At 59.9% G+C, this 15,485-nt stretch carries 13 protein-coding genes and 1 pseudogene; 7 read left to right on the top strand and 7 right to left on the bottom strand.

Annotated elements, in window-relative coordinates; genetic code table 11:
• Window positions 1-27: 27 nt before the first annotated feature.
• Window positions 28-1,950 (bottom strand): DUF6049 family protein, encoded by a 1,923-nt coding sequence (locus A5483_RS00145; protein ID WP_176607897.1) that lies wholly within the window; start codon window positions 1,948-1,950, stop codon window positions 28-30.
• Between A5483_RS00145 and A5483_RS12185 the strand changes: the two are divergent.
• Window positions 1,949-2,206: pseudogene (locus A5483_RS12185) on the top strand (DNA-binding protein); the annotation flags it as partial. The gene A5483_RS00145 and the pseudogene A5483_RS12185 sit on opposite strands and share 2 nt — an antisense overlap.
• A gap of 6 nt (window positions 2,207-2,212) precedes the next feature.
• Here the strand turns inward: A5483_RS12185 and A5483_RS00140 are convergent.
• Both A5483_RS00140 and A5483_RS00135 read right to left on the bottom strand, forming a co-directional pair.
• Window positions 2,213-3,712 (bottom strand): CCA tRNA nucleotidyltransferase, encoded by a 1,500-nt coding sequence (locus tag A5483_RS00140; protein WP_002549794.1) that lies wholly within the window; start codon window positions 3,710-3,712, stop codon window positions 2,213-2,215.
• Window positions 3,713-3,816: 104 nt separating this feature from the next.
• A complete protein-coding gene (locus A5483_RS00135) occupies window positions 3,817-4,071 on the bottom strand; it encodes a hypothetical protein (protein ID WP_042843039.1) in 255 nt (84 codons plus the stop codon).
• Between the two features lie 114 nt (window positions 4,072-4,185).
• On the opposite strand from A5483_RS00135, the gene A5483_RS00130 reads away from it, so the two are divergent.
• Window positions 4,186-5,331 carry a glycerate kinase gene (locus tag A5483_RS00130; RefSeq protein ID WP_241497658.1) on the top strand — a complete coding sequence of 382 codons (1,146 nt, stop codon included), beginning with the start codon at window positions 4,186-4,188 and terminating at the stop codon, window positions 5,329-5,331.
• Window positions 5,332-5,380: 49 nt separating this feature from the next.
• On the opposite strand, the gene A5483_RS00125 is transcribed toward A5483_RS00130, so the two are convergent.
• A complete protein-coding gene (locus A5483_RS00125; RefSeq protein WP_063810630.1) occupies window positions 5,381-6,238 on the bottom strand; it encodes a mechanosensitive ion channel family protein in 858 nt (285 codons plus the stop codon).
• A gap of 126 nt (window positions 6,239-6,364) precedes the next feature.
• Between A5483_RS00125 and A5483_RS00120 the strand changes: the two genes are divergently transcribed.
• Window positions 6,365-7,057 carry a suppressor of fused domain protein gene (locus A5483_RS00120; RefSeq protein WP_063810629.1) on the top strand — a complete coding sequence of 231 codons (693 nt, stop codon included), beginning with the start codon at window positions 6,365-6,367 and terminating at the stop codon, window positions 7,055-7,057.
• Between the two features lie 8 nt (window positions 7,058-7,065).
• Here the strand turns inward: A5483_RS00120 and A5483_RS00115 are convergent, their stop codons facing one another.
• Entirely contained in the window at window positions 7,066-8,046 is a 981-nt protein-coding gene (locus tag A5483_RS00115; protein WP_176607899.1) for a LacI family DNA-binding transcriptional regulator, read from the bottom strand.
• Between the two features lie 246 nt (window positions 8,047-8,292).
• Between A5483_RS00115 and A5483_RS00110 the strand changes: the two genes are divergently transcribed.
• From A5483_RS00110 to A5483_RS00100, 3 genes are all read left to right on the top strand, one after another.
• Window positions 8,293-9,603: an ABC transporter substrate-binding protein gene (locus A5483_RS00110; protein ID WP_063810922.1), complete on the top strand. Its 1,311-nt coding sequence runs from the start codon at window positions 8,293-8,295 to the stop codon at window positions 9,601-9,603.
• 231 nt (window positions 9,604-9,834) lie between these two features.
• Window positions 9,835-10,728: a carbohydrate ABC transporter permease gene (locus tag A5483_RS00105; RefSeq protein WP_193790413.1), complete on the top strand. Its 894-nt coding sequence runs from the start codon at window positions 9,835-9,837 to the stop codon at window positions 10,726-10,728.
• 1 nt (window position 10,729) lies between these two features.
• Entirely contained in the window at window positions 10,730-11,641 is a 912-nt protein-coding gene (locus tag A5483_RS00100; RefSeq protein WP_063810627.1) for a carbohydrate ABC transporter permease, read from the top strand.
• A 215-nt stretch (window positions 11,642-11,856) separates the two neighbouring features.
• Here A5483_RS00100 and fumC read toward each other — a convergent pair whose 3' ends face one another.
• Window positions 11,857-13,263 (bottom strand): class II fumarate hydratase, encoded by a 1,407-nt coding sequence (fumC, locus tag A5483_RS00095; RefSeq protein ID WP_002526087.1) that lies wholly within the window; start codon window positions 13,261-13,263, stop codon window positions 11,857-11,859.
• A gap of 253 nt (window positions 13,264-13,516) precedes the next feature.
• Here fumC and A5483_RS00090 point away from each other — a divergent pair, with 253 nt between their 5' ends.
• Window positions 13,517-14,398: an endonuclease domain-containing protein gene (locus A5483_RS00090; RefSeq protein WP_002522734.1), complete on the top strand. Its 882-nt coding sequence runs from the start codon at window positions 13,517-13,519 to the stop codon at window positions 14,396-14,398.
• Between the two features lie 200 nt (window positions 14,399-14,598).
• On the opposite strand, the gene A5483_RS00085 is transcribed toward A5483_RS00090, so the two are convergent.
• Window positions 14,599-15,432, bottom strand: coding sequence for a LapA family protein (locus tag A5483_RS00085; protein WP_002522733.1), 834 nt, complete (start codon window positions 15,430-15,432; stop codon window positions 14,599-14,601).
• Window positions 15,433-15,485 lie beyond the last annotated feature (53 nt).

Below are 15,485 nucleotides of genomic sequence, written 5' to 3'. Positions count from 1 at the left end.
GATCCGTCCTCGGGAACTCTGGGATTGTCACACAGTGGGGTCGTCGATGTTGGTGAGAGGGCCCGGTGCAGACTCGTCGCCTGGGACCGCTTCCTGATCTTTTCGTGCGGGGGCGGCTCGCGCGTCGTCAGAAATGTCATCAAGCTTCGTTGCAGGTCGCTCAGCATCTGGGGCCGCCGTTTCGGTGTCGCGCCGGGAACTCGCCGTCACCTGTCGGATTCTCAGCACCGTCGCGATGATGAGCACTAATGCCGACACGACGATGATGATCCAGCCCACGTCATCCATCTGGGTGGCTTTGACTACGAAGTTTGCCTGAGAACCCAGGAGCCGCCCCGACGGAGTCGAAAGGTGAGCCTGCATCTCAACGACGCCGTTCGAACTCGCCTTGGGAGCGAACTTGATGGTTTGCGTCTCTTTGGGCTGTATCGCAACAACCTGGGTGTCCGGGATGTCGATGCGCTGCGGATTTTCTGACGTAACTACGACCTTGACACGAACCGTCTGTGCTAGCGAGTTCGTGATCGTGAGCGGGAAATCGTTACGTGATGACGACATCACAAATTGGGAAGCCGAATGCAAGACCAGACCGTTACCGGCAATGACCTCCGATGCCGGGCGCATAACGTCAACGGCCCACGCTTCCCGATCCTTGAGTGACGATGACAGCGACCGGCTGACAAATTTCGCCGAGGTCAAAGAAGCCGTCTGTGGCGAGGCCCCAACCAAATCTGACCAGCCGTCAGCATCAATGCCGACATCGTGCTGGACTTGCCACCACGGATCCTTGAGGATCGTGTCTCCGGCACGACTTTCCGGCAGGTGCAGACCCGGCTTCGCCCCGTTGAGAACTGTCGACAGGTTTTGCAGGTGAAGCCAGCTGATGGGGGCGGTGGCCTGGACGTCGTCGACAGTCGTCACGAGGGTGACAGCGGGGATCGACTCACGGGTCATGAGGAGGGCTTGAGACAGCAAGATTCCGCGCCGTTGAGGGTCACTGTTCGACTGGGGATGGCCGCCGGTCCGAACTGTGTCGGCCAACCCGATGATCTTCACCCCAGAGTCTTCGCGAACCCCCTTACGAACTGATGCTGCGCAAGTCAGTATGACGGAAGGGGAGAGCTCTTTAGCCAAGGTTTTGAACGACGAATTGTCGAGTTCAGCAGCTGGATCGATGATGGCCAAGGGCAAATGTGCCGCAGGGTTGGAAGGGTCGAGGGCGTGCTTGACCTTCGGTAAGAGGCGTGGGCTTCCTTGCCGTACAGCCCCGACGACGTCAGCATTTCCGTAGGGCAGGCGATATGCCCGGCCCGACGATAAGAGGGGTTCGACGAGATTGAGCCATTCCTTGGCGCGCTCTTGGCCAGTTCCAACGACTGTGTTCGGGCCTTTGCCAGCTACCCGATAGCCCGACGCCATGGCGCGAACTTCATCGATAAGACTTGGATCGACGAGCACGGTGGCATTGCGGGTATGTGCTGCCTCAGCGAGGGGCTTCAACCGATGGGTGATGTCGTCGGATAGAGATTCGTCGGTAAAAGTACCGTCAATTCGTCGCGACGGCGGGGCGGACAGCACGATAACGGGGGCTAGGTTTGCGCTGGTGTGAGCGTCGGAGAGCACCGTCAGTACCCGTGCCCGTCCGACGGTTCGCCGCGGTTGATTCCCTGGGGACGCCTGCACGTGAATCCCGACCGCATAGACGGCATTTGGCGACGTCAGACCCATTTGCGCGGGCGTACCGGTGACGCTGAACGACCCGGTGTCTCCTGGCTTAAAGGTCTGGTTGGCCTCCGGGTCTGTGATGTTAAAAATTGACGCCTCATTCGGCTCGCGGAACCAACGCATCCCCACCGGCACGGTAGCCGGGGAAGCTAGGAGGTCAGAGAGGTCCCGGGTGTCGTTGATCTCGTCCTGAGAACGCCAGAAAGACGCCTGTACCCACGTCATGGACACCGAGGAGGTGTTCGTGACCGTCCCCTTGATGGTGATGGGAGTTTTGGGGTCGCCGGTTGGTGGTGTGACGGAGGTAATAGCCACCTTGACTAATTCGGGGACAGCGCGCGCCTGGGCGGGGGACGATCCCGCCACAACGGTTGCCAGAACCATTAAAAGACCGAGCAGCCAGGCGGCTGGGCGGAGGCGGGACGGAGAAGGCACGTCTGTCATGGTAGTTGGCCGACCTGTTTCAGCTGTGACCATCAGAGATGGTTTAGTGATCCTGCTCGGCCCACCAGGCCAGCAGCGCGGCCTTCGCCTCATCGGCAGTGTGCGGACCTTCATCTAAGCGAAGGTTAAGTAGGAATTTGTATGCCATACCAACCTCCGGCCCTGGCTTGATGCCCAAGGTCGCCATGATTTGCTGACCGTCGAGATCGGGTCGAACGGCGGCGAGCTCCTCCTTAGTGGCCAGATCGGCGATGCGCGCCTCAAGATCGTCATAGGCGAATTCCAGCCGCTCGGCCTTGCGACGATTGCGGGTCGTGCAGTCAGATCGGGTGAGGATGTGGAGGCGTTCTAGTTGATCGCCGGCGTCTCGAACATAACGACGAACCGCCGAGTCGGTCCAGCCCTGGTCGCCGTAGCCGTGGAAGCGCAGGTGTAACTCAACGAGCTTGGAGACGTCCTTGACGATCTGGCTGGGGTAGGTGAGAGCCTTAAGACGTTTGCGCGCCATTTTTGCTCCCACGATGTCGTGGTGATGGAAGCTCACCTTGCCGCCAGGCTCGAACTTGCGCGTCGGGGGCTTACCGATGTCGTGCAGCAGGGCCGCCAGACGACCCGTGAGGTCCGGGTCATGGCCGCGACGCTTCTCTAGGTCGATCGACTGATCCAAAACCGTCAATGAGTGTTCATAGACGTCCTTGTGACGGTGATGCTCGTCGCGCTCGAGACGCAACGCGGGGAGTTCGGGCAGCACATAGTCGGCAATTCCTGTAGTCACGAGGAGGTTCAGTCCCTCACGGGGGTGGTCGGTGAGGAGGGTTTTGGAGAGCTCATCGCGAATACGTTCGGCCGAGATGATCTCGATACGAGCGGCCATGTCGGTCATGGCGGCACGTACCTCGTTAGTGACGGTGAAGCCCAGCTGAGAGGTGAAACGTGCCGCTCGCATCATCCGCAGCGGATCGTCACTGAAAGACCGTTCCGGGGGGAAAGGGGTGCGCAAAACTCCCGCCACGATGTCGGCCAGGCCTGCGTAAGGGTCCGAGAAGATTCGGGTAGCGGCGTGAAGGGCCATCGCATTGACGGTGAAGTCGCGGCGAATAAGGTCGTCCTTCAAGGTCTCGCCGTAGACGATTTCGGGCTTGCGTGAATCGGGATGGTAAGCGTCCGCGCGGTAGGTTGTGACCTCGACCACCCAATCGTCAATTTGGGCGCCGATGGTTCCGAAAGCCCGGCCAATGTCCCAGGTCGCATGGGTGCGTTTACGCAGGATCGCTTCAGTGTCATCGGGGCGGGCGTCGGTGGTGAAGTCGAGGTCGTGACCCAGCCGACCCATGAGGGCGTCGCGAACAGATCCACCAACGAGATACAGATCGTGACCAGCCTGTGCGAAGGCATCACCCAGTTCGGCTACCAACGGGATCTGCTCGAAAAGCACATTGATGCGGTGTTCGAGCAGCTGCGGCACGGTCATCCCAGACTCGTCGGGGGCGGGACGCAAAGCGGCGGGCAGCACGGTGGTGCTGTTGACTTTTTTCTCAGGCATGGCGGCAAATAGCCTACGCGACATTGGCGTCGGGGCTACTGGGCGGTAGAAGCACAACAGAACGTGTTCTGACAGGTCGTGTCATGAAGGTCGCCTGGCGTCGATCAGGACAACCTACGGCCGCGCGAGCTTCGGGTAGCGGTACCGCGAGCCTTGCCGATGCGTGCCAGGGTGCGTACCCGCGACCACTCGCAGAACAGTGAGAACAGCACGATGCACGCCAGCGTTATCCCAGCTGCCCAGCCGGGTAGATGACGATACGCGGCCACCCACAACACGAGGGCAAGAACACTCAGGGACAGGTAGGCGCGATTCACCATGACCCTGAGTTTACGGGTTGCGACGAAAAGTACCGACACTGTGCGTGTCGGGGTGAAAAAGTGAGGGCATGGGGCCCGAGGCGGGAGAAATGCTTATCACGATGGGGGGAGCCGGTTTCTGGCCACGACATGCTGGCGTGTCATGCTGAGAGCATGCGTCCCGATCCGAATGCGCCGGTGGTCGTAGCCGTTGACTCGTTTAAAGGCTCACTTAGCTCTGGGAAAGCTTGCAGAGCGGTCCAGCGGGGATTTTCTGCGGCTGATCCGGATCGTGAAGTCATTACAATCCCGGTTGCTGACGGCGGGGAAGGGACCGTTGAGGCGGTTCTAGCGGCCGGTTGGAATGCTGTCACCGTTAAGTGTCACGGCGCCACGGGAGACCTCGCGGAAGTCGACTACGCAATGCGGGATCACCATGCTGTTATCGAAATGGCAACCTGCTGTGGTTTAGAGAGAGCGGATCGAGTATCCGGGCCGCCGACGCCCCGACGTGGCCTCGTGGCATCCAGCCGTGGACTTGGCGAGGTCATCGCAGCTGCGCTGCGCAAAGGTGCGACTGACATCACCGTTGGGGTCGGCGGATCAGCGTCCACTGATGGCGGCGCAGGAATGTTGGAAGCCCTCGGTGCGCGTTTGCTCGACAAAAATCTCGCGCCGATTTCTCCCGGGGCGGCAGGGTTGACGGAACTCTCGCGCCTCGACTTGTCCGGACTCAATCGAAAATTGGCGGGAGCTAATTTGACGGTTGCGTGTGACGTCACTTCGCCGTTGCTGGGGCCGGAAGGCGCAGCAGCCGTTTTCGGTCCCCAAAAGGGTTTGGACTACGAGGGGGTTGGGGTCGCTGAGGCCGGTCTGACCAGGTTCGCTGACCTGATGGAACCAGCTATCGGCACTGCTTACCGGGACGATCCGGGATCCGGTGCCGCTGGCGGAGTTGGTTGGGCGCTTCGCTGTCTGGGAGCTAAGTACCGCCCGGGGGCTGCCGCCGTGCTCGGATGGGCTAAGGCGGTGTCAAAAATCTCCGAGGCCGGACTTGTTGTCACTGGCGAGGGCCGACTCGACGGGCAGACCCTGCTGGGCAAGCTTCCCGACACTATCCGCAAGATTGCTCTCGACGCAGGAGTGCCGGTGTGGGCGGTATGCGGTAAGTGTGATCTCCCCGAGGACAAGCGCGGGGCATTCCAGAGGATCATCTGCTTGTCCAGCACTGAGCCTGATCCTGAGGTGTCGATGGCCCAAGCCGGGTTGCTGCTGAGCCAGGCGGTGGAGCGAGCGGTGCGGGAGGAGCTCGGTCGCTGAACCGGTGATGACGGTAGGTGTCAGACTTCGGCGAAACTAGCCCGTCAGATCAGAAGGCCCTGCGGATTCGTGCTGCGTCGAAGGCGTCCTTACACTCGCGGCGCAGGGCGCGCAGAACGTCGTGATGCCGGTTGGCGATGCATTTCGTCATCACCTGGAAGGTCATAGTGTCGCCGGTGATGTCGCCCACCCCCAGTACCAGCGGTTTGTCGAGCAGGACTCCCTCAAATTCGACTTCGAGATCGTCGAGTACCTTCCGGATGACGCGGATCACCTGGTTCGGGTCCTCTAAGGCATGCACTTTGATGTCAGTAAACGAGGTCGTCCAGCCCTGAGTGACATTGCCCACCTTGGTGATCTCACCGTTGCGTAGATACCAGGCTGCGCCATTCCAATCGCGGATCCGGGTCACGCGGAGGCCGACATCCTCAACGAGACCCTCCACCTCATTGATCTTCACCGCGTCACCGACGCCGTACTGGTCTTCGAAGATGATGAAAAGTCCCGCCAGAATGTCCTTGACGAGCGTCTGGGCACCGAAGGCCAGGGCGACGCCGACGATTCCGGCGGAAGTCAGGATCGGGGTGATCTTGATGCCGATGGTGCTGAATCCTGACAGTAGGGCGACGATGATGATGATCGTCACACCGACATTCGAAAGAAGTCCGCCAACGGTTGTGGTTCGCTGATTTTGTCGATCGATGCTCGCGCCGGTCGCTTCTGTGAAGATGCGACGAGTGCGGCCTGGCATCGTCGCTTCGCGTTTGTCGGAGCGCGACACCATGAGATGAATCGTCCAATCGACACCCTTGCGGAGCAGCCAACGGGCGACGATCGCTACAGCAATGATGATGACGATGTGGATGAGTGTGTCCCATGTCCACACGTCGGATTTCAGCGGAGGCATTGTCTCCCTTTGCGGTCGGATTCAGGCGGTGGATGTACTCCCCAATAACACTTCCACCTTTCCACCCCGGGCAAGAAAACCCCCGCCCCGGACGCGTTCGAGCCATCGACGTGACAGGATCGATGTATGAGCGACGAAAACGTCTCCCCTGCAGCACGCCTTCCTGGCAGTGATGGGCTAACGGCTGAGCGGCCGCTGGACCCACAAGATCTGCCCGAGCATCTGGCCGAGCCAACGCAGATGCCCTTGACCGGCCCCCAGGTTGCCCAGGCCGTAGTCGAGGCGGTCGGTGGTACTCCCCGTGCGGACGGTATGGTCGATGCCGCTGAAGAGGTGCGCATCGATGTGCTGGCTTTTGCTGATGCGCCTGCGCCGGGCTGGTCGACCTGGTCGACGGTGAGTTTGCACGCCGAGCCCAATGCGGTCGGTCTCGTTGACGGCACCAGCAGCGACATTCGCGCTGAGCTTATGGTGGTGGGCGCCCCCGGTTCCGACGTCATGGGTAAGGTTCTGGGATCGTGCGCCTTCGCGGTGCTCCGTGATCACTGGTCGATGGCTCCCGGAATCGTCTTCGGCGACGTTGTGTCGATGTACGCGCCGAATTCCACCACCCCGCATCTGATGTGGTGCCATCCTTTCACCACCCCCCAGCTCGACCGGGTGGAAATTGGCGACATGAAGGTCCACTGGTTGCTTGGCGTACCGATCACCGAGACCGAGCGCCAGTGGCTGGAGGCCAACGGGTTCGATGCTTTTGTCGAACTCCTTGACGCTAAGGCCGTCAACTACACTGACCTGCAACGCCCGTCGGTGGTGTGACTGACTGGTCAGGCTGACTCCCGCCAGACCACTTCGTTGGGTAGTAGGAGGTGGCGCTGGGGGAGTTCCTGACCGCGAATCTGTGCGATCGTCAGGTCCGCCAGGGCGATTCCTGTTGCCCTGGCATCACTGCGCACTGTCGACAGCGGAGGATCGTTGAGAGCAGCGACCGGCGCATCATCGAACCCGACGACGCCAACACTTTGTGGCACCGGCCGACCGACGTCGTTGAGGGCTTGGATCGCCCCTGCGGCCAGTAGGTCTGAGGCCGCGACGACTCCGTCGAGGTCCGGGTGGCGCTCAAGGAGTTCTGCCATTGCTCGCTTGCCGGCGGTGAGGGTCCACTCATCGACTGTGCTGTGCCCTAAGGCGGTATTTTTTGCACCTTGGTAGAACCCGTCGAGACGTAGCGGGGTGACCGGGGCCCACGATGGCCCTCCGATAGCGACTAGTTTTGACCGACCAGTGGCTACAAGTTGCGCAGTGATAGCTCGGGAACCTCCGACGTTGTCGGTGTCGACCGAAGGGATGTCAGATCCTGGAAACGGCGTGGATGCAGTTACGAGGGGAATATTCGTGGCCATGAGACGCGTGATCAGCGGGTCGTCGTTGCTCATGGCGACCAAAATTGCCGCGTCGAAGGATCCCCCGGCAATCAATGACCCAACCCGCTCAGCGGATCGGGGAGAATCGACGAGGGCTAACAACATCTGGTATCCGTGTTCGGAAAGACGAAGGTTCGCCCCTGATGCCATCGGTGACAGGGTTGGCTCGTTGTAGAAAACGTCGACTTTTTCGCGGGCTACGAGGACCACAGTGTCGGTGGACTGGACTCGTAGCGACCGTGCTGCCCGGTTAGGTACATAGCCGGTGGTAATGATCGCGTCGGCGACAGCTCGTGCGGTTGTGGGAGCAACGTTGGTGTGGCCGTTGAGGACCCGTGACACCGTGGCATGGGAGACGCCGGCGACCCGAGCCACGTCGTGCATGGTGGGTCGGCTTGGTTCCGCGCTCATCGGCAATCCTCCTCACTAGTCCGGTTCGTCATCGGTGACGCTCCGATTGTGCAACCTCACTTGTCTGGGGCGGTGCGCGAGTCGTAATGTACACGTGTACACAATGTTGTGGCGGATTCTAGGGCGGTATCTAATGCACGCCGGTCGGCAGATGCGGGTCCACCTGTGGCCCATGACTCAAGGAAGAGGGTTGACATGATCACACGCCGTACTCGTCGGATGGCCTCTGTTGGTGCGATCGTCGTCGGAACACTCCTGCTCGGTGCCTGTGGCAGTTCTACGGGGGGATCCGGGTCGCCCAGTGAGGTTGCGTCGCAGTCTGCGGCAGCCCCCGGCCCGGTCACTATCAAGTACTTGCACCGCTTACCCGACGGGGAGGGGATGACGAAGGTCGCTGGCATCGTTAAAAAGTGGAACTCGGAGCATCCTGACATCCAGGTCGAAGCCACGAAATTCCCGGGTAAGGCCAATGAGCTCATGCCCAAGCTAGAGGCTGACGTGAAGGCTGGGACCGCCCCCTGCCTGGTTCAGTCGGGATATTCCGAGGTCCCAGACATGTACGTCAAGGGCTTGGTGCAGGACGTCACCAACGAGGCCGAGAAATATAAGGATCATTTCTCGGGCGCATACGGTCAGATGTCTGTCGGCGGCAAGGTTGTCGGGCTGCCTCAAGATACTGGCCCATTGATGTACGTCTACAACGAAGCCGAGTTCAAGAAGCTCGGCATTGGAGTTCCGAAAACCTCTCACGAGTTGCTTGCCTCCGCTAAGAAGGCCGCCGCCAAGGGCAAGTACCTCCTCGGATTTGAGCCCGACGAAGCCCAGAACTGGCTGTCCGCTCAGGCTGCTGCTGCGGGCGCCGTCTGGTACTCCTCCGAAGGCGATAAGTGGAAGGTCGAGACCAACGGTGACAAGAGCAAGACTGTTGCCGATTTCTGGCAGAAAGCCCTCGACGACAAAAGTGCTATCACCGACGCCCGCTGGAGCGATGCGTATACGAAGGACCTTGTCAGCGGGAAACTCATCGGCAATATCGCCCCTGCTTGGGAGACAGGCTTCATGCTGGACGCCCTCGACAAGACCAGCTATAGCGGTCAGTGGCGCGTCGCCCAGCTGCCATCCTTCGGCGGATCGAACATGACTGGACCTGATGGCGGCTCAGGTGTCGCCGTCGTCAAGGGCTGCAAGTACCCCGCTCAGGCGATGCAGTTTAACGACTGGTTCAACACCCAGGTCAACGACCTTGCTACCCAGGGTCTGGTCCCCGCCGCTAAGGGCCAGGTGACTACTCCTACGAAAATGAAGAAGCAGTTTGGTGGCCAGGACGTTATGGCCGAGCTTGCTAAGGCAAATGAGAAACTCGACTCGCAGTTTGGGTATATTCCTGGCTTCACCGCCGTGGGCACGAAGATGAACGAGAAGGCTGCTGATGCCGCCTCTGGCAAGGCGAAAGTCGGCGACATCTTCCAGATTACGCAGGACACCTCGGTCCAGGCCCTCAAGGACGCTGGACTCCCTGTGAACGGGTGATTATCGACGGGGCCGGCCTCTAGCTGAGCGGGTAGCGCTATGCGCAGTCCGGACCGGCCATTTTTACCGGTTCAGGCCCTCCTGTGGTCCAGGAGGGCCTGAGCCCCACCTCAACTGACAGTTGTGATCTGTCATTGACACAGTCCGCGGTGATCACCATGGTCGCCGAACGGCGCGGGAAGATCCGCACCGTGACAACTCTCCACAGGAGGCGGCATGTCCTCATCCACGATGGCCAGTCGCAAGGCCAGGCACGAGGCGTTAACCGGTTGGTTATTCGCGTTGCCATTCACCATCGTCTTCATCATCGTGTTCGTTGCTCCCATCATCGAGAGCATCCGGGCTGGTTTCCATAAGCAGGTTGCCGAGGGTGGTGGTCTCTTCGGCGGAGGCCGGACAGTGGAGAAATTTGTCGGCCTGGAGAACTTCCAGGACGTATGTACGAATCCCGCCTTCTGGCAAGGTATTCGTCGCGTCATGCTGTTCGGTGTATTTCAAATCCCGATTATGATCCTTACGGCACTGTTACTCGCTCTGATTATCGACTCTTACCTGGTGCGCCATCCCGGATTCTGGCGCCTCTCATACTTCTTGCCATACGCCATTCCGGGGCTGGTAGCCGCGATCATGTGGACTTACCTCTACGTGCCCGAGATTTCCCCTTTCGCGGGACATTTAGGCTTCAGTCTGTTGAGCTCCCATGTCATCCTCGCATCAATGGCCAATATGACGACGTGGACCTTTACCGGCTACAATATGTTGATTTTCTTAGCCGCTCTACAAGCGATCCCATCAGATCTTTACGAGGCCGCACGTATTGACGGCGCCTCGGGCTGGGATATCATGACGAAGATTAAGGTCCCGATGGTTCGAGGTGCAGCTATGCTGGCAGTTCTGCTATCCATTATTGGCACCGTGCAATTGTTCAATGAGCCGACGGTTTTAGCCACCGTTGCGACTTGGATGCCGCGGGATTACACGCCCATGATGATGGCTTACAACACCATGAATGGAAAAATTAGCCCTAGCGGTGCCGGGCCGGCCTCCGCGGTATCCATCATGATGGCCTTGGTTGCCGGGGTACTCGCAATAATCTATGCCCTCGCTCAGAGGAAGGTGGACTAACATGCCACATGGCAAAACCGCCGTCACCAAGGATGGCATTCAGTATCGCCCCTCGTTGGCTGGCCTTCCGCCTCGATCGATTGCCCCCTCCACGACGGCCCGGACAATCACATTGGTGATTTTGATCTTTGCAGCGTGCTACTTTTTGTTCCCCATCATCTGGCTGGTCATCGCGTCTACTAAGAACAACACCGATTTGGTGAGCACTTCTGGATTCACCTTCGGGGAGTTCAACTGGACCGCCAACTGGCACTCCCTCATGGCCTGGACCAAAGGAATGTTTCCGAGGTGGGTACTCAACTCATTGTTATATTCAACGGTGTCTGGTGCCGTCGGGACGCTCATTTCGGTAGCCTGTGGGTATGCAATAGCTAAATTCAAGTTCCCGGGGCGCCAAGTGCTGCTCATCGTCATCATGATTGGCTTACTGATGCCGGTAGCGTTGCTTACTGTTCCGTTGTACTTGCTGTTCATCAAGTTACACCTGGTTAACACCATATGGGCAGTGATCATCTCATCGATGGTTAGCCCGTTTGGGGTATTTCTCGGCAATGTCTACGCAGATTCTTCGGTGCCGACGGAACTCCTTGAAGCTGCCCGCATTGATGGGGCGGGAGAATTCCGGATCTTCTCCACCATGGTGCTGCGTCTGCTGGCCCCGGCCATGGTGACGATCTTTTTGTTCATCTTCGTCGCGACGTGGAATAACTTCTTGCTGCCGTTGATGATGATAACCGATGAGAATTTGCAGCCGGTAACCCAAGGGCTGTACGGCATGATGGCCTATTTCGCCCCGGACAAAGGGGCTGTGATGCTCGCTTCGGTCATTGGAGTCGTCCCGCTGGTGATTTTGTTCCTCGTCCTTCAGCGCTACTGGCAGTCAGGGCTCGCTGCTGGAGCTGTCAAGGGGTGATGGCACCGCACGTCCTGTGCGTGGATCCCCACTACGTGAGTCCTGTCGCGGCGGGTTCCTCTAGTCTCCGGTGACCGCGGTCGGTACGCAGGCGGATCATCTTGTCCTCGAAGCGGTCCGTTTCCCGGATTACCCTTCCTTCCCATACACAAAAACGTCGGGACGGGCACTGTCGATGCAGAGACCGTCCCGACGCGTCGTCATGGCGACAAAAATCATTCAGCGGCGCTGGGGTGAGTCATGTCAGCGGGGACCACCCACTTATCGAAGTCCTCCTCGCTCATGCCGCCGATCGTGAGAGCGGACTCACGCAGGCTGATGCCCTTATGGTGAGCGTTCTTGGCGATCTTCGAAGCCAGGTCGTAACCGATGTGACGGTTGAGAGCCGTCACCTGCATGAGGTTCTTGTCGAGGTTCTCCTTGATTTTGTCGGGATTCGGCTCGATGCCGTAGGCGCAATGCTTGTCGAAGCTGATGCACGAATCGGCGATGAGGCGGATCGATTCTAGGCAGGCGTGAGCCATCACGGGCTTGAACACATTGAGCTGGAAGTTGCCTTGGGAACCGGCAAAACCGACTGTCGCGTCGTTACCGAACACGCGGGTGGCGACCATCGTCATGGCCTCGCACTGGGTCGGATTGACTTTGCCCGGCATGATCGAAGAGCCGGGCTCGTTCTCGGGAATGAGGAGCTCGCCGATACCGTTGCGGGGGCCGGAGGCGTACCAGCGGACGTCATTGGCGATCTTCATGAGGGCGTCAGCGAGGACACGCAGCGACCCCGAAACTTGCACCAAGGCGTCGTGGGCACTCAGCGCGGCGAAAAGGTTGTCGGCCTGCTTGAACTCAAGACCAGTCTCTTCGGTCGCGTGCTTGGCAACGGTCGGGCCGAAATCGGGGTGGGCGTTGAGGCCGGTTCCGACGGCGGTGCCACCGATGGCCAATTCACGGGCGCGAGAATCGGCGTAGCGGATGCCGTCAAGGGCAAAATCGATTTGGGCGACCCAGCCGCTGATGACCTGGCCGAGGCGGATCGGCGTTGCGTCCTGTAGGTGAGTGCGGCCGACCATCACGACGTCGTCGTACTTCTTGGCCTTCTCGTCGAGGGTGTCGCGAAGCTGCTGGACGGCGGGGTAAAGGCGCTCGTTGAGGGCGCATACGACGGCGATGTGCATGGCCGTCGGGAAAGTGTCGTTAGACGATTGGCCACGGTTGACATGGTCATTGGGGTGGACGGGCTTCTTCGACCCGCGCTCGCCACCGGCCAGCTCAATGGCACGGTTGCTGATCACCTCGTTGGTGTTCATGTTGGACTGGGTTCCCGAACCAGTCTGGAAGACCACTAGCGGGAACTCGCCATCGAGATTTCCAGCGATGACCTCGTCGGCAGCCTGAACGATGAGGTCGGCAATGTCGCCCGGCAATTCGCCCAGTTCTTTGTTGGCCAGTGCCGCGGACTTTTTGAGAGTTCCGAGAGCACGGATCATGTCCCGCCCCCAAACGAAGGTGTCACGACCGATCTCGAAGTTGTGAAGGGAGCGCTGTGTCTGGGCCCCCCAGTAGTGCTCGGCGGGTACTTCGACCTCGCCCATGCTGTCTTTCTCAATGCGCATCTCTGCCATGTCGCAAGCCTACTTTGCACGGGAAGGACAGAGGCGACGGGGTAGTGGGATTTTTGGTCAGGAAGGCTACGGGGGAGGAGGGGGAGGGGCGGTCAGGAATCTGGCCCATTGGGCTGTGGCGTGGGGTCGACACGGTGCGTGTGGGGCCCTCGAGGAGTCACGCTGTGGACAACTCCGATAGCATCCGCGGTCGTTATCCACAGATGTCGAATTGGATGACGAAAATACCTGGGGCGAAACGATAACTGAAAGTATGGAGTTAGTTGACATCCTGGAGGCCAACGGCGGTGTGGCCAAGATCAGTTCGGTGGGACGAGTCGCTCGGCAGGCGCGGCGAGCGGCACGGGAGGGCCACGTCATCAGACCCCTGCCCAGAATCGTCATGACGGCTACGGCCGCCAGACACCCAGAGTCGTGGATGCGTGCCGTCAGGTTGTGGCGTCCGAGCGCGGTCTTTGCCGGTAGGGCTGCTTTGTACCTGGCGGGGATGAGGGATCTTAAGGTGACCGAAATTGACGTCATCGTCCCGCACTCGATGCCGCGGTGCTCGCGTCGGCCATGGCTAAGGTTCCATCGCGCTGCGAGCGAGCCCGTCATCGAGGATCGGTACGGTGTACGTACCACTCGCGCCTACACGTGCTTCTGGTTGGCGCTGCGTGGGGACTGGGAAGCTGCCACGGAATGCCTTCGGCAAGGCTACGCAACTCCTGAAGACCTTCGCGAGGTTCGTCCTAGGGTCGCGAGGAAGGCTCCATCCAGCGTTGTTAGGCGAGTTTTGCGCCAGTTGTTGGACCGTCCGTGGTCTGTCGCTGAGCGAGAGATTCATGCGTTGTTCCGCCGTCATCGGATCAGTGGGTGGAAGGCGAACGAGAGGTTGTGGATTGACGGGAACGCCGTCTTTCCTGACCTCTGGTTTAAGAAGGAGAATGTGGTTGTCGAGGTCGACAGCTATGCCTTCCACGGGGGATCAGCAGACTACGAGGCGACAGCCAGGCGCCACGCACTTTTGGTGGGAGCTGGATTGCGCGTCATTCGGATCACGCCAAATATGATTCGGGACAATCCGGAGCTGGTACTCGGCACCGTCAGGTCAGCGCTCTGGGGCCGGCACCGGGGTGTGGCTGCAGCGGCGTAAAGCGGTATGTCGGATTTGCGACCAGGTACATGCTGTTTGTGTTGGGGTCCGCTTTCGCACGCTTGCGAAAAGCGTCAGCACGCTGGGGGTTGGGACCGGATTATGCCGGGTCCGTCGGCGACCAGACATGTTTCGCGATTTCTCTTGGTGGGGTTGTAAATGAGTGGGGTCCGGTCGCCGCTGCGCGAATCCGGTGATCGCTACGCGAAGAGGGAAGACGTGGACAGGCACGAACCGTTGTCCTCGCGGAGCTCGTGCAGACTCGTCGTAGCTGACTCGTGCGTCACGCAAATGGCTGCTGATCCGCCCTGGTTGTCGTCGGATCGGCTGTCGCGGGCGATTTTTGTGGGGGCGGCGATTGAGGCGGCTTTCTGAGTGACAGCAGGACTCGAGGCCGTGGCTTTCATAGCCTCGTCCGTAGGTGGAGTGAGTGCCGGAACATCGGAGGCAGGCGTGGCCGGGGGTTTGATCTTGGGCCTAGCGATCTCAGGCAGGAGGGACTCGGGGTCGTGGAGACCCACGGACTCCGGATCCTGAGGGAAAGGGTGCGGCGCACGACTTTGATATTGCGGATGCCCCAGTTTCGGGGCTGGATGATGTTGTTGAGGCCGCGCGGGCTCGATGTGCTTACCGGACTGGTCACCGTTGCTGGGTAACGCATCGGTCAGAGCCGCGAAGGGGCCACCGCGCAGGGCTTGATCCGGCGAGTCGGAGAAGCTGTTGTCCCTATCTGCTGATGATCGAGGTCTGCGCTCTACGACCTTCTTTTCTTTCGCGGGATTGGGGGCCGGGGTCCCCAGGTTTTGCTCATCTGAGGTGGACTCGTGGTGCTCGCTGCTCTTGATTCGTTTGGACTTGGCCTTCTGTCTTTGAACGGCCCACATGACGGCCGTCACCAGCAGCACCAGGCTGAGGGGTACGTCGAGGGCGCTGTTCCGGATAGCGAAGATGAGGACGAGGGACAAGACGATTACCGAGGTGTGCATGCTAGCTGGCGACTTCTTGTCCAAGGTGCCGTTACTACCGGTGGCCATGCCGCCAGGATACGTGATTGACGTGTCCCCTGGCCGACGGGCAAAAATGGAAA

It is taken from the genome of Cutibacterium namnetense (assembly GCF_001642025.1).
Taxonomy (GTDB): Bacteria; Actinomycetota; Actinomycetes; order Propionibacteriales; family Propionibacteriaceae; genus Cutibacterium; species Cutibacterium namnetense.
Note: the sequence above shows the minus strand (reverse complement) of the source record. Positions and strands in the feature narration are given on the sequence as shown.